Source organism: Kitasatospora sp. NPDC029367 (genome assembly GCF_055569135.1).
The window spans coordinates 106,441-127,826 of sequence record NZ_JBVHYH010000012.1 but is presented as its reverse complement, the minus strand read 5'-3'; the positions used below and the strand labels follow the sequence as shown (position 1 = coordinate 127,826).

Here is a 21,386-nt window from a genome sequence, read left to right as displayed (position 1 = left end):
GCGGCCGTCGCGCTCACATGAACACCCCCCTCAGCAGGTCCTCGGCGGGCGCGGCGCGGTGCCTGCCGAGGAGGTGGGAGGTCAGCCGGTAGGGGTCGACGTACACGTGGTCCTTGCGGTGCCGCGCCAGCCGGTCGGACAGCGTCGGCCGGTCCGTCGCCGGGCCGGCCTCGTCCAGCAGGCGCGCGGCCCGCCGGACGTACTGCAGCAGCAGGTCGGAGCGGAACGACTGCTGCCATCCGGGGCCGAGCACGGCGATGAAGTACAGCCGCATGCCCAGGCGTACGGCGTCCTCGTGGTGCTCGGCGCGGGCGGCGTCGATCAGCGTCCCGGCGTGCAGCCCCCGCCAGCCGCCCTGCCGGGCGGAGCGGATCCGGCCCTCGATCGGCACCCGGCCGACCGAGACCCGCCGCACCCGTGGGCCGAGCGCGCTCAGCACCCGCTCCAACTGCTGGTAGTCGGCGTCGAGTTCGTGGTCGTAGAGGAGCACCAGCTCGTCGAAGTCGGGGGCGAGCGGGATGAGTTCCCGCAGGGCGCAGGCCAGGTAGTTCGGCCGCCCGTCCGCGGTGACCAGCCGGCGCAGCGGCAGCCCGAAGCGGGTGAGGTCCAGGTAGACGGGGCCGCCGACCTCGCGCTGGTCCAGGCACATGCCGAGCGCGGTGAGCCGGTCGAGGACGGCCTCCAGGCCCAGGCCGGGCGGCTGGTGCCGCAGCAGGCCCGGGTCGTGCAGGCCGAGGGCCGCGTAGTGCCCGGACCACAGCTCCAGGACGCGGGTGCTCACCGGGTGCACCCAGCCGCGTTCGACCGCTTCGGCGTACGGGAGCAGGGCCTGCGCGGGGGCCCGCTCGGCCGCGCGGAAGGCGACGTACAGCTCGCCGATCCGCTCCTCGGTGAGGTCGCCGTAGTCGGTGGCGCCCCGGCTGCGGTCGAGGAACTCCCAGAAGCCCAGGGTCTGTTCGGTGGCGTGGTAGGTGGTGTGGCTGTAGCGGTAGGCGACGTCCGCGAGCGGGCGGGTGGCCCGGTACATCACGTCCGTCCACAGCAGCCCCTTGAGGTGGCTCGGCGTGAGCGGCTTGGACGGGGTGATGGTGACGGGCGCGAGGAGCACCCGGGGCCGGTCCACGGCGCCCGGCCGCGGGCGGGGGCCCGCCACGGAGAGGGTCGTCGTCATGCGCGAGTCCCTTCTGTCGCGGTGACCAGGCGGAGGAGCTCGTCCCGGCCCGGCGGCGGGGTCGGTGCGGGACCGGCGGGGGCCGCCTGCCGGACCCGGGCGAGGAACTTGTCGTCGGCGAACAGCTCCGCGGGCGTGCACAGGGTCATCAGCATCCGCGTGAGCCCCCGCCAGACCGTGCCGTCGGTACGGGCCGCAGCGGCGATCTCCGCGCCGGTGGGCAGCTCCCCGGTGTGCAGCTCCCCCGTGGGCAGCTCGCCGGGCGGCACCGGCGCGGCGGGGCGGCCGTCGACGGCGGCCTGCCAGCGGGCGCTGCGGAGCCGGTCGGCGCCCGCGGCCTGCTCGTACCAGGGCAGGAACAGTTCGTGGGTCATCCGGGCGACGGCCAGGCGCTGCGCGACGTCGATGTCGGGCCGCTCGGCCAGCAGGTCGGCGAGCCGGAAGGCGTGGTCGAGGGCGAGCGACATGCCTCGGCCGAAGAGCGGGTTGGTGATGCAGGCGGCGTCGCCGACCTGGAAGAGGCCCGGGACGGGGAACTGCTGCGGGCCGGCCGCCCCGCGGAGGGTGTTGGGCGGGCTGGAGATCACCCGCACCGGGGAGATCGGGGAGCTGACGCCGTCCGCCAGCCAGGGGGCGAGGCCCGGGGTGGCGCGGGCGGCCGCGGTGAACCCGGTGCGGGTGCGCAGGGCGGCCTGGAGGACGCGGTCGCCCGGCAGGGAGCCCAGGGCGATGGAGAAGGTGCCGTCGTCGCCGGGGTGCAGTACGCCCGCGTAGTGGTCGTAGACGTCCCCGACGCCGTGGCCGCGGTTGAGCGGCCCCGGCAGGGTGCGGCCCCGCAGCCGGTAGAAGCGGGTGTGGCCGACCAGTCCGGACGCGCTGATGCGGTCGGCGGTCACCGGGATCCCGGCGCCGTGCAGCCAGCGGCGGGACAGCGCCCGGCGCCCGGTCGCGTCCACCACGATGTCGGCGGGCACCCGCTCGCCCGTGCCGGTGACGACGGCCGCCACGCCCCGGTGCCCGCGGTGGAGTTCGAGGGCGACGACGGTGGTGTCGTGCCGGAGGGTGACCCCGGCCGTGTCGCCGACGGTCCGGTGCAGCAGCAGCTCCAGGGTGGAGCGGCGGCAGCCGAGCGCGACCAGCTCGGCGTCGCCGGGTTCCGGGGCGCTGTCGGCGGCGTCGGCGGGCAGCGCCCGGGTGAGGTCGAGGACGGGTGCGCCCGCGGCCCTGGCGGCGGCCAGCAGCCGCGGTGCGCGCTCGCGCAGCACGCGGACGCCGAGCGAGGTGAGGGTGTGCGACTGGAGGCCCTGGGGCGCGGTCGGGCGCCGCCACCCCGAGCCGGGATCCGCGCCGGACCACCGCGGCGGACTCGGGGCGCGCTCCAGGACCAGCACGCGGTACCCGATGCCGGACAGGGCGAGCGCGCTCGCCAGCCCGGCGACGCTTCCGCCGGCGATCACTGCGGTCGGCATGTCAGCGCCGCCGCCCGTGGACGAAGAAGACCCGGCGCACGTCGCGCTCGCTGCGCGGGGGCACCGGATCGGGCCAGCGCCCGTAGTCGGCGCCCGGCTCGCCGGGCTGGGTCGCCCGGACGTCGAACCCGTGCCGGTCGAAGAGCTCCTCCGGCTCGTCCGTGCCGAACAGCCAGGGGCAGCCCCAGCCGCTGAACACGTCCAGCAGGCCGCGCATGTGGGGCAGGGTCAGGGCGGCCGCGTTGACGATGTCGGCGGCGATCCGGCTGCCGGGGGCCGAGATCGCGGCCACCCGCTCCAGGACGCGGTGGGCGTCGGGCGCGGGGACGTAGTAGAGGAGGCCTTCGAGCAGCCAGGTGGAGGGGACGGCGGGGTCGTACCCGGCGGCCTCCAGGCGGGCCTCCCAGTCCGGCTCGGTGAGGTCGACGGCGACCTTCCGGTGGTCGGTGCGCGGCTCGGTCGCCCCGAGCCGCTCGGCCTTGTACGCGAGCACGGCCGGCCGGTCCACCTCGAACCAGCGCACCCGGTCGGGCCAGTCCAGGCGGTAGGCGCGGGAGTCCATGCCGGCCGGGGCCAGCACGATCTGGGTGGTGTCCGGGTCCTCGGCCGCCGCCCGGAGGTAGTCGTCGAAGAACCGGGTGCGGATCGCGTTGTAGTCGGGGGTGCTCGGGATGGTGCGCTCGCGGCCCGGCGGGAAGGTCGCGCGGATCACCTCGGCGAGCAGTTCGGGGCCGATGTCCCCGGCGAGGGCGGCGGCGTGCGGGTCCTGGTACAGCCGGTCCGGGCGCTCGCTCTCGGCGGCGCGCAGGGCGGCGGTGAGGAGCGCGGTGCGCTCGACGGCGTCCAGTGAAACGGTCATGTCGGTCCTCCGGTTGGTGGGTGCGCAGGCCCGCGGCGGCTCGTCGCCGGCTCAGCGGGCTGCTGTGCCGTGCCCTTCGGGGCCCTGCCCGGTCAGCCGGGCCCACTCCTGGGGGTCCTGTCTGAACAGCCGGTCCTTGACCTGGGTGGGCCGGATGCCGCTCTCGACCCGGGCCTGCCAGTCGCGCAGGAACGCGTCGGGGTCGAGGGGCAGCAGGGCCGGTGCGCAGAGCCCGCCCCGGCTGCGCGCCGTGCGGTAGTCGGCCGACTGGTGCTGGAGGGCCCGGTCGAGGAGGGCGGTGAAGCGCTCGGACTCCTCCCGGCTCCACGGGGTGCGCGGGGCGACGGCGAACTCGTAGCCCGGGGAGCGCCGCGGCGCCCCGGCGACCCGGCAGGCGACGTTGCGCAGTTCGAGGCCGGTGGCGTCCAGCGCGCCGTGCAGCGCCCTGATCACCTGGGCGTCGCGCAGCCGCTCGCCGGCGTGGTCGGAGCGGTTCGCCCGGCCGGCGTACTCCAGGCGCGGCACGCCGTCCTGGTGGTCGACGACGCGGACGACGTCGCCCACCGCGTAGCGGTAGAGCCCGCCGACGTGGCTGAACACCACGTGGTAGTCGCGGTCCGGCTCCAGCTCGTGCGGCCGGAGGGTGGCGGTGTCGGGGCCGAGGTCCCGGTCGGCGTCGGCGAACTCGTACACCGCGGCGTTCGCCACCAGGCTGCCGGCCCGGCCATGCCGGTCCAGGGCGACGCCCACCGGGCCCTCGGAGGCGGCCACGGGGGCGGGCAGGGCCACCACCCCGGGGCCGTACTCCTCGCGCAGCCGCGGCAGGTACAGCGAGGCCACCCCGGTGGTCCAGCAGAACAGCGCGCGCATCCGGGGCCAGACGTGGCAGGGGCGCACGGTGCCGTGCCGGTCGGCGAGGCGCTCCAGTTCGGCGGCGCGGGCGGGGTCGGGGGCGCGGTGCGGCAGTCCGCCGAGGGTGCCGTCGCGGACCTCCCGGACGATCCGAGGCCACCACAGGTTCAGCTGGTACGGCAGGGCGGCGACCATCGCCGGGTTGATGCCGATGACGCAGCGGACGTCGCTCTCCACCGCCAGGCGCAGCCGCAGGTACATCTTCTCCGCGTGCCGGTCCGCCGCGACGGGCACCGGGAGGGTCGCCCAGGGGGCGCCGGTGCCGGGCTCCGCGGACAGCGGCTCCCCGAAGGCGGCGCCGAAGTCGACCTGGCTGGCGCCGACATGGGGGCGCCCGGAGGCCGTGGTGGGCGGGGCCGCGATGGGGTCGTGCTTGAGGTTCAGCACCGCCCCGGGGGACTCCAGGACCTCCGGGAAGTGCTCGATGAGCGGCGCCCACGCGGCGTAGTAGAAGGGGAAGAAGGTGGTGCGCATGAAGCGGGGGGTGACCGGGATCTTCTTGTGGGCGCCGGTGCTGCCGCTGCTGGTGAAGAACACGGCGGGGTGGTCGGCGGTCAGGACGTTCCGCTCACCGGCCGCGGCCCGTTCGATCCACGGTTCGAGGTCGGCGTAGCTCTGCACCGGGACGGCGCTGCGGTAGTCGTCCAGGGTGCGGATGCGGGCGAAGCCGTGCCGTCTCCCGTACTCCGTGCCCGCGTTGAACTCCAGCAGGTCGGTCAGCACCTGCTGCTGCCGGGCGGCCGGGTCGCCGAACGCGGCCCGCAGGGCCTGCCGTTCGGCGAAGACCCGCTCGCGGTAGCGCCGCAGCCGGACGGGGTCGGACCAGGCCTCAGCAGAACTCATGGCTGACCACCTCCCGGATCGCGGCCGCGGTGAGCTCCGGGTGGTCCAGTTCCTCGATGACGGTGACCGGCAGGTCCTGGATCTCGTCCCGCATGACCTTGGCGAGGTCGCTCTGGTACCGCCGGAAGCCGGCCCAGTCCGGCCGCGGGCCGTAGTGCTCCAGGACGTTGAGGTCGGCCCCCTCCCGGCTGCGCTGCCAGGTCGTCTCGGGCGGCACGTCGAGGTAGACCACCCGGCTCGGCCGGGGGAAGGTGCGCCACCAGTCGAGCAGGGGGCTCTCCCCCGCCCCGGCGAGGCGGCACTTCGCCAGCAGCTTGTAGTAGTAGGAGTCGACGAGGACGGGGGTGCCGGCGTCGGCGCGCAGCAGTTGGTCGCGCAGGTGGACGACGGCGGTCTGCACGAGCGTGGCGAGGAAGTCCGGGGACCACACGCCCGGGTGCGGCGCCACGTCCTTGACGACGTTGCGGCGCAGCCGGGCGATGAGCTCGTGCTCGGGGGCGAGGCGGGTGTCGTCCACGGAGAGGAACCGCCACGGGGGCGCGGTCCGGGCGAGTCGGTCGAGTGCCGAGGACTTGCCCGAGTAGTCGGGGCCGAGGAGTACGCAGAAGGGCGGGTGCCCGCCGTCGAAGTCGATGGGAGTCCTCCTCGCTACAGGGCCGACAGGAAGGTGTCGACGGCCAGGGACGCCTGGACCGGGTTGAGCCGGGGGTCGCAGAGGCTGGTGTAGCGCGCCGTCAGGGCCGCCTCGTCCGGCACGTTCGCGCCCACGCACTCGGTGACGTCCTCGGCGGCGGTCTCCAGGTGCAGGCCGCCGGGGCGGATGCCGACGCTGCGCAGGGCGGAGACGAAGCCCCGGATCTCGTCGGAGACGTCGTCCAGGCGCCGGGTCTTGAGCCCGTTCGAGGCCTTGTAGGTGTTGCCGTGCATCGGGTCGCAGAGCCAGACGACGGGGTGGCCGGCGTTCTTGACGGCCTGGGCGAGGGCCGGCAGGTGGGTGCGCACGTCGTCCTTGCCGAACCGGGAGATCAGCGTCAGCCGGCCGGGCTCGCGCTCGGGGTCGAGGCGCCCGACCACGTCGAGCAGGTCCTGCGGCTTCGCCTTGCCGCTCACCTTGCAGGCCACCGGGTTCATCACGTCGGCCAGCAGGCGCACGTGCGCGCCCTCGCTGTGCCGGGTGCGCTCGCCGATCCACGGGAGGTGGGTGGAGCCCAGGAACCAGCCGCCCGCGGACTCGTCGAACCGGACCAGGGCCGTCTCGTAGTCCATCACCAGGGCTTCGTGGCTGATCCAGGTGCGCCGGCCGATCGCCGGGCTGCGGTCGTGCCGCCCCTCGATGGCGTCGGCCACCGTCTTCGCGGCCCGGTAGGCGCGCAGCATCCGCTCGGGGTCGTGTCTGCGGGCCGCCGCGTCCGGGGCCTCGGAGTTGACGATGTGGCCGCGGAAGGCCGGCAGCGGGCGGCCGTCCACGTCCTCGGTGGGCGCGGACCGGGGCTTGGCGAACTGGCCCGCGATCCGGCCGATCCGGACGACCGGGAGCCCGGTCGAGACCGCGACGGTGTCGGCGAGGCGCACGAGGGCGCGCTCCTTGCGGACCGCGTGCTCGGCCGTGCACTCCGCGAAGTCCTCCGCGCAGTCGCCGGCCTGGAGCACGTGGGCGTCGCCGGCCGCGACGTCGGCGAGTTCGCGGCGCAGCTGGAGCAGGTCGGGCAGCCGGGTGAGGACGGGCCGGCCGGAGAGGTCGGCGCAGACCTCGTCGCGCCGGGCCGGATCGGCCCAGGAGGGCTGCTGGGCCGCCCGGTAGAAGCGCCAGCCGGTCTGGTCTCCGGCGTGCGAGTGCGGAGTGCGGGCCGCCTGTTCGGCGGTCGCGAGAGCCTGGGGCATGACAGTTCCTTCGCTGGGGTGAAGGGCGATCAGGCGGTGACGGTGCCTGGCGGTGACGGTGCCTAGTCGCTCGTGAGCTGGACCATGTGCGGGTTGAACTGCTCGTGCACGTAGGCCCGTCCGCCGGCGGCGTAGTGGATGACGTACTCCTTGAAGGCGGAGTCCACCCACTGCTCGGTGAGGCTGTCCCGCCAGCGCATGAGTCCGGTGGACAGCTGCTCGCGGTGCTGGTGCACCTGCTGGTCGCGGAGCTGGAGGCCGATCGGGGTGAGCGCGTCGGGCACGCCCATCCGGCGGCGGGCGGCCCCGTCGAAGACCACCCGGTTGATGCTGACCACCTCCTGCTCGGGGGTCACCAGGCAGGAGCGGCGCTCCAGGACGACGGCGGTGTCGGCGAGTCCGAGCGCGGAGCGGATGCCGTCCGGGAGGCGGCCGGCCGGGGTGTCGCCCTGGGCGTCGACCCGGATCGACAGGTCGTGGCCGGTGAGGGCTTGCAGCAGCAGGGTGGTGGAGCCGTCGCAGGCCAGCAGCATCCGGGTGCTGGCGCTCAGTTCGGCGGTCGGCTGGAGGGGGCTCATCATCGGTCTCCTGGGCTGTCCTTGGTTGGTGTGCCGGAGGGGGGAGCGTCCTGCGGTCGCGCCGTTGCGAGGGAAGGAGGGAAGGGGTGGCCGCGCCGGGGGGCGTGGCGCGACCACCCCGGTTCAGGGGGGCGGCGCGGGCGTCAGTGCGTCCGCACCGGTTCGGCCGGCCGGCCGTCGGGCTCGGCGCTGCCGACCCCGCCCGCGGCGGCGCTCGGCAGCGGCGGGCGGCTGCGCGCGAAGCGCTTCATCAGCGGCTGCTCCACGCCGATGTACAGCAGCCAGGAGAAGAAGAGGCTGATCAGCACTTCCAGGGCGAGGATCCCGGCCCCGACCGGCGCGCTGTGCGTGGCGCTGAGGCCGAAGCGGTCGACGAAGACGTGCACGGTGATGTCGTGGACCAGGTAGAAGGCGAACGAGACCTCACCGAGCCAGACGAAGACCCGCTTGCGCAGGAACGAGGGCCGGCCCGCGATGTCGGTGCTGGCCATCGCGGCGATCAGCAGGGCGACCGGGATCAGCGTCACGGCGCTCATCGCGTACAGCCACGGCACCCACTTCAACTCGACCACGTAGGCGACGGCGACCAGCGCCAGCGCCGGCACCACCGGGAACTTGATCCAGCGGCCGGTCATGACGATCCGGGCCATCAGGATGCCCACCGCGAACTCCAGGATCCGGAACGGCGGCAGCTGCCAGACGAACCAGTACTGCCACACGGAGGCCTGGAACTTCAACGGCATGGCGGGAGAGTCGGGCAGGGTCGCGTAGGCGATGGCGGGGACTGCGACCACGGCGGCGGCCAGGATGCCCACCCAGAGCCACAGCCGCTCCGGCCGGATCCGCTGGATCGCCCGGTGCAGCAGCGGGAAGCACAGGTAGAAGACGGCCTCGACGGAGAGCGACCACGCGGGCGGGTTGATGCTCTGGAAGACCTTGGCGTCCGGGATCCAGGTGTGCAGCAGGAAGAGGTTGGAGATCCCCGCCGTCCAGGTGGCCTTCATGTAGGCGAACAGCGCCAGCGCGACGAAGAAGGTCACCACGTGGTTCGGGTAGATCTTGACGAACCGGCGCCGCCAGAACTGCCGGGGCTTGTCCCCCGGGCGGGCCGACCAGGTCAGCACGAAGCCGCTGAGGACGAAGAAGAACCCGACGCCCAGCCAGCCCGCCTTGCTGACGGCGTGCGTGACGGAGGTGGCGGTGCCGCCGGTGAACGGCGTGTAGGGCGGCAGGGTCGAGTGGAAGAGGAAGACCATGAACGCGGCGAAGAACCGCATGCCGGTCAGTGAGGGCAGCCGTGAGAAGCGCGCGGACGCGGGCACGGGTGTCCCGGTCGGACTGGACATGGTGAAGACTCCCGACGGTGAGGTGGGGGACGGCGGCCAGGTCACCCGGCCGGTGTGACTACGCCCTTGGCGTCCAGCAGGAACTCGGTGTAGTTGCCGTCGTGCGGCATGCCCGGCACCAGCTCCCAGGGGAGGACCGCGCCGTCGGTGATCTTCCGGACGGACGGGTCGAGCAGCGCCTGTCCGGTGATCGCGGCGTTCTCGGTCAGCAGGTTGAGCACCAGCGAGGGCCGCAGCGGGGCGATGCCGTCGGCCGGGCTCCAGGGGGCGACCACGACGAACGGGAAGGCCAGTTCGGTGCCGACGGCCGGGTGGTCCGCGCGGTCGGCGGCGAGGACCACGGGGCGGGGCAGGAAGGAGCCGTCGCCGAGGTCGACGAGGAAGTCCTCTCCGTACAACGGGGTGCTGTGGTCGGTGAGTTCGGTGACCAGCTTGGCCATCTGCCGGCGCAGCCCGTCGGCGCGCTCGCGCCCGACGACGAGGAGCACGCTCTCCGGGTCGGCGGCCGGCAGCACCGGCAGCCCGGCCAGTCGCCCGGCCAGGGCGGCCGCGGTGTCGTGGACGTCGTTGCTGGTGAGGACGGCCGAGAGGTTGGTGCAGCGGGTGCCGCCGTCGAAGGCCGCGCTGGTGGCCAGGTGGTCCAGCAGGGCGTCGGTCAGCGGCACGTCGAGCAGGGCCCGGGAGCGCCCCGGGCCGCGGGTGGCGACCCGGGCGCGGTCGCTCCAGTCGCTCACCGCCTGCTCGTTGCCGTAGATGATGCCGCGGTCGGCGGCGTTCAGCAGGAACGAGCCGACGGCGTGCGGGCTCGGCAGCACGGCCAGCTTCTCCGGCGCCAGCCCGGCCGCCAGCAGGGCGGCGGCCAGTCGGCGCGGGGTGAACGGATCGCGGCTGCCGGGCCGGACGACCACGCTGTAGCCGTGGTGCAGCGGCTGGACCCAGGTGGCGTGCGGCAGCGGGTGGTTGCTGGCCATCACGGCGGTGAAGAGCCGGCCCGCCGGCGCCCGGTGGACGCGGTGGGTCGGTGTCAGCCGGGCGGCGGGCAGCTCTGCCGCGGTGGTGGCGGGCAGCTCCTCGATCTCGGCGGCCATGTCCGCCAGGCCGCGCCGCACGGTGGTGGAGGCGAGGCCGGTGCCGCGCACGGTGTGCCGCACGTAGTCGTCGGCGCTCTCGCCGTCCAGCTCGGCGATGGCGAACAGCCGCGCGGCCGTACGGAACACCGCCGGCTCGGGGGGCAGGCCGTCGGCGTCGCGGCGCAGCCGGTTGACGGCGGCCTGGGCGGCCAGCCTGGGGGCGAGGCCGATGTCCGCGAGCGGTTCGCCGTGCACGTCGGTCAGGACGGTGCGGTCGGCGCTCGGCCGGCTCTCCCCGGCGACCAGGGGGTCGATGACGAGCACTCAGTACACCCCCTCGACGACGTCGGCGTCCTCGAAGGTCGCCACGCTGGTCACCTCCGCCAGGCCGTCGACGCCGCCCTCCGAGGCCGGCCGGACCCGCACGGCGGTGTCCCGTTCCAGCACGTTGGGCAGGAACATCTCCTCGCTGACCAGGTGCAGTCTGACCCGGCCGCGCTCGCCGTAGCCGACCTGCTCGCCGTCCTCGTCCACCAGGTCCAGGCGGGTGGTCTCGGCGAACGGCTCGAAGACGCAGGCGTGGACGTCCTCGGGCGTGCGGACCCGCTGCGGGGCCACGCCCATCAGGCTGTTCCCGTAGATCCCCACCAGGCGGGCGTCGGGGAAGAAGTCCTCCCGGACCACCCGCAGGCTCTCCGGGCTGAACGAGGTGCCGGCCCAGATGATCGCCCCGACCCGGGAGGCGACCAGTTCGTGCAGCTCCGGCCGGGCGCAGATGGCCTCGATCAGCGGCGGCGTGGTGCTCAGCACCCGCACCGGCTGGCTCAGCAGGACTTCGCGGGCCTGGTCGAGGAGGTGGTCGATGTAGTCGTCGGCCTCCTGCTGCCGGCCGGAGCCGAGCAGGCGCTTGACCCAGCGCGGATCGAGGTCGACGGTGTAGCACAGGCCGCCGGCGGGCTCGGCGTAGCGGGAGGTGTCGTAGGCCACCACGTGCGGGCCGGTGGGCCCCAGGTGCAGCCAGTCGCCGGTCTCGGGCACGCCGTGCTCGGTCAGCCGCTGCCTGGTCCAGGCGCCCATCCGGGAGCGGTAGTTGCCGTCGACGATGCGCTTGGGGGCGCCGGTGGTGCCGCCGGACTCGTAGACCCGGAAGACCTGGCCCGGTGCGGCGCCCCTGGGTATCAGGTCGGCCGCCGGGACGGTGCGCAGTTCGCGGCTGACGTCGGGGAAGCGCAGCAGGTCGGCCGCGCCGGTGACGTCGGTGCGCGGGTCGAAGCCGAGGTCCGCGCGGCGGGCGAGCCAGAACGGCGAGCCGGTGGCGTCGTCGAAGTGCCAGGCCATCAGGGCGCGGACGTGGGCGTCGAAGTCGGCCGCCCCGAGGGGTGGGCGGTGCGGGTCGGACAGGTGGGCGGTGGTGCTGGTCACGCGTTCGTCCCTTCGGAGCGGTGCGGCATCAGATCGGCTGGTTGAGCGCGTCGTCCACCTGGTGGGCGACCGCTTCCAGGCCGTTGCGGATGAAGTCGAGCTGCCGGTCCAGGGACGCCTGGTCGGTGGTGTTCATCTCGGCCAGGAGGATGTTGCGGGAGGCGTCCTGGGCGATCTTGGCGCGGCCGAAGCGGCGGTCCTGGAACTCGGCCAGCAGCTCCCGGAGGTCGCCGTCGCGGCCGAGCGTCTCGCCGAGCACGGCGGCGTCCTCGATGGCCATGGCCGCGCCCTGGGTGCGGTGCGGCGCCATGGCGTGGGCGGCGTCGCCGAGGAGCAGCAGCCCGTCCTGGTACCAGGGCAGCGGAAGGAGCACCTCCTCGATCGGCGCGTACACGATGTCGTCGTCGGGCTGGATGCGGTCGCGCAGTTCGCCGATCAGGCCGGTGTAGCCGGCCAGCCGCTGGGTGAGGTGGGCGTGGAAGTCCTCCCGCGCGTGGCGCGGGTTGCCCGGCTCGGGCGTCACGTGCAGCAGGTACATGACATCCGTGTTGAGCGGGAAGAGGCCCGCCTTGGTGCCCATGCCCTGGAAGTACATGTTCCGGGTGACGTCGGGGTGCCGTTCGAGGGCCACCCGCCACACCGAGTAGCCGGTGAACCGGGGCTCGATGCCGAGGGCCGCCTTGCGGAAGGAGGAGCGGATCCCGTCGAACGCGACCACCAGGTCGTAGTGCTCGGTGCTGCCGTCGGTGAGGAGGGTCTCGACCCCGCCGTCGGCGGTGGTGGTCATCTTCTCCACCGAGGTGCCGTAGCGGATCGTGGTGCCCACGTCGACGCAGGCCTTCTCCAGGATCCGGGCCAGGTCCTTGCGCTGGATCGCGCAGTTGGCGGGCACGCCGTCGACCCCGAGCTTGGAGCGCAGCGCGAGCAGCAGCCGGGAGGCGGAGTCGTGGAAGTCGACCCGGTCGAAGGTGAAGCCGTGGCCGAGGACCTCGTCCAGCAGGCCGAGCTGCCTCAGGGCCCGCAGCGCGTTGCCCGGGATGTTGATGCCGACGCCGGCGACGAGGTTCTCCGACTGGATCTCGACGACGGTGGTGTCGATGCCCTGCTGTCCGAGTGCGGCTCCGGCGGCGAGACCGCCGATGCCCCCTCCGATGATCAGGATGCGGCGTTTCACTGTGACTCCTCACGCATGAAGGGACGGATACGGCTCACTGGTGCTGTTGCTGGGGCAGGCCGGCCACCCAGCGCGCGTGGTCGCGGACGAGCTGGCGGTCGGGGGCGAGGAGGAGCAGCACGCGGTCCGAGCCGATGAACTCGTCGGCGAAGGGGCCGCCCAGGTACTTGGTGGACAGCTCGTCGATGTGCTCGCGGGCCTCGGCGCCGAGGACCTCCTCGACCACCCGGCCGCGGACCTCGGCGAAGTTCAGCGGGTCGTCCTGCTGCCAGATGGTGACGGTGGCCCGCGGGTCGCGGCGCAGGTTGCGCACCTTCTGTCGCCCCACCTCGCTGTTGAGGGCGAGGTACTCACCCCGGGTGGAGACCCAGACGATCTGGGTCTGCGGGGTGCCGTCCCGCATCAGGGTGGTCAGGGCGGCGAAGTTCGGTCCGTCCGCGAGGGCGCGGACCTCCGGGGCGAGGCGGGGACCCGTCTCGACTTCCATCTCCTGGTGAGCAGACATGCTGTGTCCTTCCTGCGGGAGGGGGTTCCTTCGTTCGGGACGCGCTTCCTTCGTCGGTGCTCGGCCGCCGGTGGTACGGCGGTGGACGGTGGTACGGCGGTGGTACGGCGCTGCGGCGCGGTGGACGGTGGTACGGCGGTGGTACGGCGGTGGTACGGCGCCAAGGCGGTGGGACGGGGGCGCAGTTCAGCCCTGCAGCGCGGGGCTGGACTCCTCCGCATCCGTCGTGGGCGCGGCCACCGGCCGCTGGCGCCTGCGGTCGCGGCGCAGCGCTCCCACGCTGACCACCAGGGCGAGGCCGGCCAGCAGCTCGAAGCCGGCCCCGGCCAGCGGGTTCCAGCGGAGCAGGTCCGCGTCGGCGAGCAGTCCGCCGACCGCGGCGGCGGTCATCTGGCCCACGTAGACGGCGCTGTTGTTCAGCGCCAGGAGCATGTCGCCGCGGTCCCCGCCGATGCCCAGGGCCCGGTGCAGCAGCAGCGGGAAGCTGGGCCAGTGCACCAGGCCCCACACGCCGACGGCGAGCGCCGCGGCCAGGGGCCACTGGAGGGTCGGGGTGAGCACCACCAGCCAGAGGCCCAGCGCGGTGATGGTGATCGAGAGGCCGACGACCGAGCCGAAGCGGTCGGCCAGCCGGCCGCCGACGAAGACCCCGCCGAAGCTGCCGACGCCGAAGAGCAGCAGGACCCACGACTGCTGACCGGCGGACAGTCCGGTGACCTGCTCCAGGATGGAGCCGAGGTAGGTGTAGACGGTGAAGGTGCCGGCGGTCCACAGCGCCGTCACCAGCAGGTGCGTGGGGGCCTGCGGGATCCGGATCGCGGCCATCCGCTCCCGCACCGTGGCGCCGGGGCCGGTGGGCACGTCCGGCAGGAAGAACTGGATGCCGGCCACCGTCACCGCCGCGAGCACCGCGACCAGGCCGAACGCCCAGCGCCAGGAGGAGAGTTCGCCGATCCAGTTGCCGATCGGCACTCCGAAGGCGATGGCGCTGGTCATGCCCGCGTAGACGATGGCCAGCGCCCGGCCGCGCACCTCGGGCGGGCTGATCCGGGCGGCCACCGCGGAGGCGTTGGCCGAGTACAGGGCGGCGCCCGCGCCGGTGATCACCCGGCTGATCAGCAGCACGGTGAAGTTCGCCGAGACGGCCGACAGGAGGTTGCCGAGGCCGAAGACGAGCATGACCCCGATGAGCAGCGGCTTGCGCCGGAACTTGGCGGTGAGCCCGGCCAGGATCGGCGCTCCCACCGCGTAGGTGGCGGCGAACGCGGTGGACGTCTGGCCCGCGAGTGCCGTCGATAGGTGCAGGTCCCGTCCCACCGCCGGCAGCAGGCCGGCGACGATGAACAGGTCGGTACCGGTTGCGAACGTTCCCAGCGCGAGCAGCCAGACCCGAGGGTCCACCCGCCCCGCCGAACTCGCCGAGCTCATCGGGGTCCTCCTTCTCCGGAGACGGTCGGTCAGATGGCGGTGTCCAGCGCGAGCTCCCGCCAGGTGTCGAGCTCCTTGGCGACGGTCTCGAGCTTGGCCTCGACCCGGGCGACGCAGTCCGCGCCGAGCGGCAGGCGCACCGGGGGCGCGTCCGAGGCGGCCACGGTGACGATCGCGCGGGCGGCCTTGACCGGGTCGCCGGGCTGCTGGTGGTTGTTGTCCACCGCCCACTCGCGGGTCTTGCCGACGGTCTGCGCGTAGTCGTCGATCGGGGTGGTGCTGTGCAGCGAGGAGCCGTCCAGGAAGTCGGTGCGGAAGACCCCGGGCTCGATGATCGTGACGTGGATGCCGAGCGGGGCGAGGTCGGCCCGCAGGGCCTCGCTGAGGCCCTCGACGGCGAACTTGGTGCTGTTGTAGATCCCCCAGCCCGAGCCGGCCGTGAACCCGCCGACGGAGCTGATGTTGAGGATCCGGCCGGACCGCTCCCGGCGCATGTACGGCAGCACCGCCCGGGTGACGGCGAGCAGGCCGAACACGTTGATGTCGTAGACCGCGCGCGCCTCGGCGTCCGTGGCCTCCTCGACGGCGCCGAGCAGGCCGCGGCCGGCGTTGTTCACCAGGACGTCGATCCGGCCGAAGCGCTCGTACGCGGCCCGCGCGACCTCCTGGGCCTGCTGCTCGTCGGTCACGTCGAGCGGCAGGTACAGCACCTCGCCGCCGGCGTCGCCGAGCGCCGCGCGCACGACCTCCGTGTCACGCGCCGTCGCGACGACCTGGTGACCGCTGGCCAGCGCCTCCCGGGCGATGTGCAGGCCGAGGCCACGGGAGCTGCCGGTGATCAGCCAAACGGACATGAACTTCCTCCAACTTTCGGTGTGTTGCGGCGGCCCTGCGGGCCGGGACCAGCGGGTGTGGTTCTCAGCTGCCGGTGTGCTGCGCGAGGAACGGGCCGAGCACCGCGGCGAACCCCGCGGGGTCCTCCGCCAGCGCGTTGTGGCCCGTGTCGATCTCCGCGTAGGCGGCACCGGGTATGCCCTCGCGCAGCAGCTGCTGCTGGTTCGCCCCGCAGACGCGGTCGTGCGCGCTGGCGAACACCAGCGCCGGCGCGGTGATGCGGCCGAGCAGCGGACGCAGGTCGACGGTGAGGCCGACCTCGAACTGCCGCGCGGTGCCGGGCTGGAAGTTGTCGGCGATCTGCCGGACGAGCTTCCCGTGCTCCGCCTCGTTGGTCGCCTCCCAGTAGCGGGGGCCGAGGGTGGCCAGCGGGAACATCTGCGGAACGAGCGCGGTGCCCAACTCCGCGTCGGTGCGCAGCAGGTCGAGCGAGTAGCGGAAGTCGGCCGTCATCCGCTCGTCGGTGTAGGCCCACCCGGCGTGCGAGACGACCGAGCGCACCCGCTCGGGGTGCTCGGCCGCGAGGCGCAGCGCCACCACGCCGCCGAGGGAGTGGCCGGCGAGGTGGAAGGTGTCGAGGCCGGCGTGGTCGGCCACCGCCAGCACCTCCGCGACCAGGTCGCCCAGGGTCAGCGGCCCGCCGTGGTCGACCGTGTCACCGGAACCGGACAGGTCCGGGGTGACGACGGTGAACTTCCCTTTCAGCTCCTCGACTTGCTGGGCCCAAGCGGCGCCGCGGGTTCCGGTGCCGTGCACCAGGACCAGAGCCGGACCGCTGCCTTCGATGCTGTACGCCACGTCGGCGTCGCCGCCGCTGATCCGTATCCCCGCACTCGGCATGTCTGGTGCCTCCTCAGGATTGGTCGACTACCGGACAAGATGGGACCATGAGTCGAGGTTGGATGCAAGTATCACTTTTAACTGAGAGCCAAGTACGAGAGCGATCTGGGCCACACCCGGAGCCACCGCTCGACCGCCCGACGGCGGAGCGGTGCAGGTGAGGGGCACATTCGGTGGCCAGCGATGCAACTAGGCAGCGCGAGTTCAATCTTGACCTTGCATCAATGATTGAACGACTATCACTCCTGTAGCACCGATGCTTCGCTCGTACATGAAGGCAGGTACGCCCCATGGATCAGCCCGAGGTAGCGTCCGACCGCGCGATCGCCGTCATCGGCCTGGGATGCAGATTCCCCGGCGCCTCGAACCCCGACGAGTTCTGGGAGCACCTGATCGGCAATGCCGACAGCGTCACGGCGGTTCCCGGCGACCGGTACGACGCGGCCGCCCACCACTCCCCCGACCCGGCCACCCCGGGCAAGTCCGTGTCGGCGAAGGGCGGGTTCATCGGCGACCCCTTCGCCTTCGACCCCGGCTTCTTCGGCATCTCGCCCGCCGAGGCCCGCACCATCGACCCCCAGCACCGCGTCCTGCTCCAGGTCGTCTGGGAGGCGCTGGAGGACGCCGGCCTCCGCCCCTCCACCCTGGCCGGCAGCCGGACCGGCGTCTTCGTCGGCCAGGCCACCGCCGAGTACGGCGACGAGCACCGGCCGCTGACCGACCAGGACATCTGGCGCACCGTCGGCAGCCAGCTGCGGTCGATGGCCTCCGGGCGCATCTCGTACGCGCTGGACCTGCGCGGCCCCAGCATCGTGCTGGACACCGCCTGCTCCTCCTCCCTGGTCGCGGTGCACATGGCCCGGCAGAGCCTGCTCACCGGGGAGAGCGACCTCGCCGTCGTCGGCGGCGTCAACATCGTCCTCTCCCCCCGGGACGCCATCGCCTACTCGCAGGCGGGCATGCTCTCGCCGGAGGGGCACTGCGCGTTCGGCGACGCCGACGCCGACGGGTTCGTGCGCAGTGACGGCGTCGGCGTGGTACTGCTCAAGCGCCTCGCGGACGCCCGGCGCGACGGCGACCCGGTCCTGGCGGTGCTGGCCGGCAGCGCCGTGAACAACGACGGGCGCAGCAGCGGACTGCTGGTCAAGCCCTCCGTCCCGGGCCAGGCCGAGATGGTCCGGGAGGCCTGCCGCAGCGCCGGGATATCCCCGGCCGACCTCGGCTACGTGGAAGCGCACGGCACCGGCACCGCCGTCGGCGACACGGTGGAACTGTCCGCGCTGGCGGCGGCGGCCGGCCAAGGCCGCGCCCCGGGCCGGCCGCTGCGGACCGGCTCGGTGAAGTCCAACATCGGCCACGCCGAGGCGGCCGCCGGCATGGCGGGACTGATCAAGACCGTCCTGATCGCCCACCACGGCGTCATCCCCGCCTCGCTCCACCTGGACAGTCCGCACCCGCTGATCGCCGCCCCGGACTCCCCGCTCCGCGTGGTCACCGAGAACGAGCCGCTCGGGGACGGCGAGTCCAGCTACCTCGGCGTCAGCTCCTTCGGCCTGTCGGGGACCAACGCCCATGTCGTGCTGAGCCCGTACCCCGCCGAGGCCGCCCCCAAGGACACCGCATCGGGCGGCGCGTCGGACGCCGCGACGGACGGGCGCCCCGAGCTGCTGGTGATCAGCGCCCGCTCGCAGCGCTCCCTGGAACGGCTCGCGACCGCCTACGCCCGCCACCTGCGCCCCGGCGGCGCGGGCCACCGGGAGCCCCTGCACGACATCTGCGCCGCGGCCGCGCTGCGCCGCGACCACCACCCGTACCGGATGTGGGCGATCGGCGACAGCCACGAGCAGCTCGCCGACCGGCTGGAGGCGCTGGCGGCCGGCCGGGAGATCGCCGACGGCGGACGCGGCGAGGCCGGCTTCGGCCCGCAGCGCCGGACGGTGTTCGTCCTCCCCGGGCAGGGCGCGCAGTGGGCGGGCATGGGGCGCCGGCTGCTGGCGGCTTTCCCCGCCTTCCGCGACCGGATGGCCGAGTGCGACACGGCGATCCGGGCCGAACTGGGCTGGTCCGTCGTCGACCTGCTGAACCGCGAGCAGGAGGAGTTCCCCACCGGGATCGACGTCGTCCAGCCGGCCCTGTGGGCGATGGAGGTCTCGCTGGCCGCCCTCTGGCAGGACCTCGGCGTCAGCCCCTCCGTGTGCGTCGGGCACAGCATGGGCGAGGCGGCCGCCGCCGTGATCACCGGCGCCCTGTCGGTGCGCGACGCCGCCGCCGTCATCTGCCGCCGCAGCCGGCTGATGGCCCGACTCGGCGGCCGGGGGCGGATGCTGGCCACCGACCTGTCCCCGGACGAGGCCGAGCTGGTCGCCGCCCGGTACCCCGACGCGCTGTGCGTCGCGGTGGAGAACTCACCGCGCTCCACCGTCCTCGCCGGGGATCCGGAGAGCCTCGCCCGGCTCGCCGAGGGCCTGACGGAGCGCGGCCGGCTGGCCCGGTTCGTCAAGGTCGACGTGGCCTCCCACTCCCCCGACATGGACGCCCTGCGGCCCGAGCTGCTCGACGCCCTCACCGGCCTCGAACCGCGCGGGACGTCGCTGCCGCTGCACTCCACCGTGCGCGCCGAGCCCGTCCCCGGAACGGCCCTGGACGCCCGGTACTGGATGGACAACCTGCGGCGCCCGGTGCGGTTCGCCGGTGCCGTGGCGCAGTTGGCGAAGCAGGAGGAGAGCGTCTTCCTGGAGATCAGCCCGCACCCGCTGCTGACCTCGGCCGTGGAGGAGACCCTGGAGGCGCTCGGCGCCCCGGCCTTCACCGTCGCCTCGCTGCGCCGCAGGGAGCACGAGGGCGCCGAACTCGCCCGCGCGGCCGGCCGCCTGCACGCCGCGGGCGCCGGGATCGACTTCACCCGGTGGTTCCGGGGCACGGCCCGCCCCGTGCCGCTGCCCCGCTACCCCTGGGACGACGAGCACCTGCGGGTACCGGCCGCCCCTCCGGCCGCCACCGGCTTCACCTTTGAGCGGCCGCTGGACATCGAGGCGTTGGGGGCGTCGTTCCGCGGCACGGCCGTCGTACCGCCGATGGTGTACGTCGACGCCGTACTGAGCGCGGCGCGCGCCGAACTCGGCGGGCAGCACCGCCTGGAGGACGTCACCCTGACCGGGGAACTGGTCAACCGCAGACAGGCTCTCGGCGCCTCCCTCCGGGTCAGGCTGCGCCCCGAGGGTGCCGACCACCTCGCGACCGTCCAGGTCGTCACCCCCGGCTCGGGCAGCGAGCCGGCGCTGACCTGCCTGACGGCCCGGGTCACCTCCACCCCGCCCCGGGGCGGCGCCTCACCCCGGAGCCTGGACGCGCTGCTGGCGCAGTGCGGCGAGTACCTGCCCGGGCCGGACTTCTACGACGAGGTCCGCGGGTACGGCTACGACGTCCCCGACGAACTCGCGGGCGTCCGACGGCTCTGGCGGCGGACGGGCCTCGCGGTGGCCCGGATGCACCTGCCGGCCCCCGGGCACCCCGCGGCCTGGGAGGTGCCGTTGCAGCCGCTGCTCGCCGTGCTGCCCCACGGCGGGCCGGACGGCACGAGCCACAGCTACCTGGCCGTCGGCGTCGACACCGTGACGGTGCACGGTGACGCGACGGACCTGGCGAAGCCGGTGTGGAGCTCGGCCGTGCTCCGGCCGGTGGCGGAGGGCACGGCGTCGGGTGACTCCGTCGTCCGCGCGGACGTCGTGCTCCACACGGACGACGGGGACCATGTGCTGGCGGAGCTGCACGGGGTCCAACTCCTGCGACTGACCGGCCCGGTAGCGACGGAGGCCGGACCGGGGCCAGCGCCCGTGCGCGCGGCCGCACCCGACGCCGCCGCTGCGCCCGCCGCCGCACCCGCGCCCGTAGCGGCGCCCGCGGCCGCACCCGCGACCGCGCGGGCCGGCGACCGCGAGGCGGCCGTGCTGACGCACGCCGCGGCGCTGCTCGGCACGACCCCCGAACGCCTCGACCGCCGTAGGCCGTTGCGCGAGCTGGGCCTCGACTCCATCACGGCCGTCCGGCTACGGCAGCGCATCCGGACCGCGACGGGCATCGACCTGCCCGTGGGGCGCCTGCTCGGCCAGGAGACCATCGGCCGACTCCTGGAATCGACTGAGGTTTAAACGAATACTACGCATCAAAGTTAACTTCTGGTATAACTCCGCAGAGGAGGACCGGGCCCGGCCGTACGGGCCGTGCAACAGATGGTTACAAGGTCCACTCCCTTGTCGCTGGAGAACGTATGCATACTGCTGACCCCCCTCTCGCGCCCGTTGTCATGGGCCGCCGCGAACGCAACAAGCAGCGGATGAGGGAACGAATCTTCTCCGCCGCCCTGAGCCTCTTCGCCGAGAAGGGCTTCGAGCAGACGAAGGTCGACGACATCACGGAGCGCGCCGACGTCGCGCGCGGCACGTTCTTCAACCACTTCCAGCACAAGGAAGAGCTCGTCACCACCTGGAGCAGCCAGCGGCAATCGAGATTCGAGGAGAAGATGCGGCAGAGGACGCCCTCGAACGACGACCTGTGCGTCGCCCTCGGACGGTGCATGACGGCACTCGTCGAGATCAACGAGGAGGAGGAGCCGGAGTTCAACCGGGTCATGCTCACCTCGTGGGTCCGGGCCGGCCTGCCGATCACCGAACCGCCGCGCACGGCCGAGGTGTTCGCCAACGTGATCCGGGCCGGACTGGCGGAGGGCCGGATCAGGCCCGGCGTCGATCCCATGCAGGTGGGGTACCTGCTGCGGGACGCCTACCTGGGCGCGCTGTTCCGGTGGTGCCGCGGCGACTTGAAGGGTGACGGCCTGGCCGCGGAGCTGCAGCGCATCGTGGACTTCCTGCTGCCCAGCATCGTCGACGACAGCCCCGTCGCCGGGAGCCGGAAGTAGCCGTCGCGGCCGACCCCCCTGGTGCGCGGACCCACGCACGAACTCGAAGGCGCCGCCCGATCACCGGGCGGCGCCTTCG

Annotated in this window: 18 protein-coding genes; 3 read left to right on the top strand and 15 right to left on the bottom strand. The window is 73.7% G+C overall.

The features are described 5' to 3' along the window. Window positions 1–13: 13 nt before the first annotated feature. From ACZ4W5_RS09825 to ACZ4W5_RS09790, 8 genes are all read right to left on the bottom strand, one after another. On the bottom strand, window positions 14–1,171 hold the full coding sequence (locus ACZ4W5_RS09825; RefSeq protein ID WP_465653771.1) for a hypothetical protein: 1,158 nt from the start codon (window positions 1,169–1,171) through the stop codon (window positions 14–16). Continuing rightward, window positions 1,168–2,640, bottom strand: coding sequence for an FAD-dependent oxidoreductase (locus ACZ4W5_RS09820; RefSeq protein WP_465653770.1), 1,473 nt, complete (start codon window positions 2,638–2,640; stop codon window positions 1,168–1,170). Before ACZ4W5_RS09820 ends, ACZ4W5_RS09825 begins: the two co-directional genes overlap by 4 nt. Before the next feature lies 1 nt (window position 2,641). Next, window positions 2,642–3,499 (bottom strand): class I SAM-dependent methyltransferase, encoded by an 858-nt coding sequence (locus ACZ4W5_RS09815; protein WP_465653769.1) that lies wholly within the window; start codon window positions 3,497–3,499, stop codon window positions 2,642–2,644. A 51-nt stretch (window positions 3,500–3,550) separates the two neighbouring features. Further along, window positions 3,551–5,254 carry a GH3 auxin-responsive promoter family protein gene (locus ACZ4W5_RS09810; RefSeq protein ID WP_465653768.1) on the bottom strand — a complete coding sequence of 568 codons (1,704 nt, stop codon included), beginning with the start codon at window positions 5,252–5,254 and terminating at the stop codon, window positions 3,551–3,553. Continuing rightward, complete coding sequence (locus ACZ4W5_RS09805) at window positions 5,241–5,771, bottom strand: hypothetical protein (RefSeq protein ID WP_465653767.1); 531 nt, start codon at window positions 5,769–5,771, stop codon at window positions 5,241–5,243. Before ACZ4W5_RS09805 ends, ACZ4W5_RS09810 begins: the two co-directional genes overlap by 14 nt. Before the next feature lie 131 nt (window positions 5,772–5,902). Continuing rightward, window positions 5,903–7,135, bottom strand: a complete 1,233-nt coding sequence (locus ACZ4W5_RS09800; RefSeq protein WP_465653766.1) for a 3-deoxy-7-phosphoheptulonate synthase — start codon at window positions 7,133–7,135, stop codon at window positions 5,903–5,905. A 62-nt stretch (window positions 7,136–7,197) separates the two neighbouring features. Next, the gene (locus ACZ4W5_RS09795; protein WP_360237770.1) at window positions 7,198–7,716 is read right to left on the bottom strand and encodes a hypothetical protein; all 519 of its coding nucleotides are present in this window, start codon (window positions 7,714–7,716) and stop codon (window positions 7,198–7,200) included. A gap of 140 nt (window positions 7,717–7,856) precedes the next feature. After that, window positions 7,857–8,990, bottom strand: coding sequence for an acyltransferase family protein (locus ACZ4W5_RS09790; RefSeq protein ID WP_360237772.1), 1,134 nt, complete (start codon window positions 8,988–8,990; stop codon window positions 7,857–7,859). Between ACZ4W5_RS09790 and ACZ4W5_RS09785 the strand changes: the two genes are divergently transcribed. After that, window positions 8,989–9,117: a hypothetical protein gene (locus ACZ4W5_RS09785; protein WP_360237774.1), complete on the top strand. Its 129-nt coding sequence runs from the start codon at window positions 8,989–8,991 to the stop codon at window positions 9,115–9,117. The two genes, ACZ4W5_RS09790 and ACZ4W5_RS09785, sit on opposite strands and share 2 nt — an antisense overlap. On the opposite strand, the gene ACZ4W5_RS09780 is transcribed toward ACZ4W5_RS09785, so the two are convergent. The 7 genes from ACZ4W5_RS09780 to ACZ4W5_RS09750 all read right to left on the bottom strand — a co-directional run bounded on the left by ACZ4W5_RS09780 (window position 9,101) and on the right by ACZ4W5_RS09750 (window position 16,392). Continuing rightward, window positions 9,101–10,453, bottom strand: coding sequence for an aldehyde dehydrogenase family protein (locus ACZ4W5_RS09780; RefSeq protein WP_465653765.1), 1,353 nt, complete (start codon window positions 10,451–10,453; stop codon window positions 9,101–9,103). The genes ACZ4W5_RS09785 and ACZ4W5_RS09780 overlap by 17 nt on opposite strands. After that, a complete protein-coding gene (locus ACZ4W5_RS09775) occupies window positions 10,454–11,551 on the bottom strand; it encodes an acyl-CoA synthetase family protein (protein WP_465653764.1) in 1,098 nt (365 codons plus the stop codon). 28 nt (window positions 11,552–11,579) lie between these two features. Then, complete coding sequence (locus ACZ4W5_RS09770) at window positions 11,580–12,725, bottom strand: FAD-dependent monooxygenase (RefSeq protein ID WP_465653763.1); 1,146 nt, start codon at window positions 12,723–12,725, stop codon at window positions 11,580–11,582. Between the two features lie 34 nt (window positions 12,726–12,759). Next, on the bottom strand, window positions 12,760–13,230 hold the full coding sequence (locus ACZ4W5_RS09765; RefSeq protein ID WP_360237782.1) for a PPOX class F420-dependent oxidoreductase: 471 nt from the start codon (window positions 13,228–13,230) through the stop codon (window positions 12,760–12,762). A gap of 186 nt (window positions 13,231–13,416) precedes the next feature. Next, window positions 13,417–14,658, bottom strand: coding sequence for an MFS transporter (locus ACZ4W5_RS09760; protein ID WP_465653762.1), 1,242 nt, complete (start codon window positions 14,656–14,658; stop codon window positions 13,417–13,419). Window positions 14,659–14,687: 29 nt separating this feature from the next. Further along, entirely contained in the window at window positions 14,688–15,512 is an 825-nt protein-coding gene (locus tag ACZ4W5_RS09755; protein ID WP_465653761.1) for an oxidoreductase, read from the bottom strand. Between the two features lie 64 nt (window positions 15,513–15,576). After that, window positions 15,577–16,392, bottom strand: a complete 816-nt coding sequence (locus ACZ4W5_RS09750; RefSeq protein WP_402478813.1) for an alpha/beta fold hydrolase — start codon at window positions 16,390–16,392, stop codon at window positions 15,577–15,579. 290 nt (window positions 16,393–16,682) lie between these two features. On the opposite strand from ACZ4W5_RS09750, the gene ACZ4W5_RS09745 reads away from it, so the two are divergent. Together ACZ4W5_RS09745 and ACZ4W5_RS09740 are read left to right on the top strand one after the other, a co-directional pair. After that, window positions 16,683–20,540 carry a type I polyketide synthase gene (locus ACZ4W5_RS09745; RefSeq protein WP_465653760.1) on the top strand — a complete coding sequence of 1,286 codons (3,858 nt, stop codon included), beginning with the start codon at window positions 16,683–16,685 and terminating at the stop codon, window positions 20,538–20,540. Window positions 20,541–20,725: 185 nt separating this feature from the next. Beyond that, window positions 20,726–21,307, top strand: a complete 582-nt coding sequence (locus ACZ4W5_RS09740) for a TetR/AcrR family transcriptional regulator (protein ID WP_360237792.1) — start codon at window positions 20,726–20,728, stop codon at window positions 21,305–21,307. The last annotated feature ends 79 nt before the right edge of the window (window positions 21,308–21,386 follow it).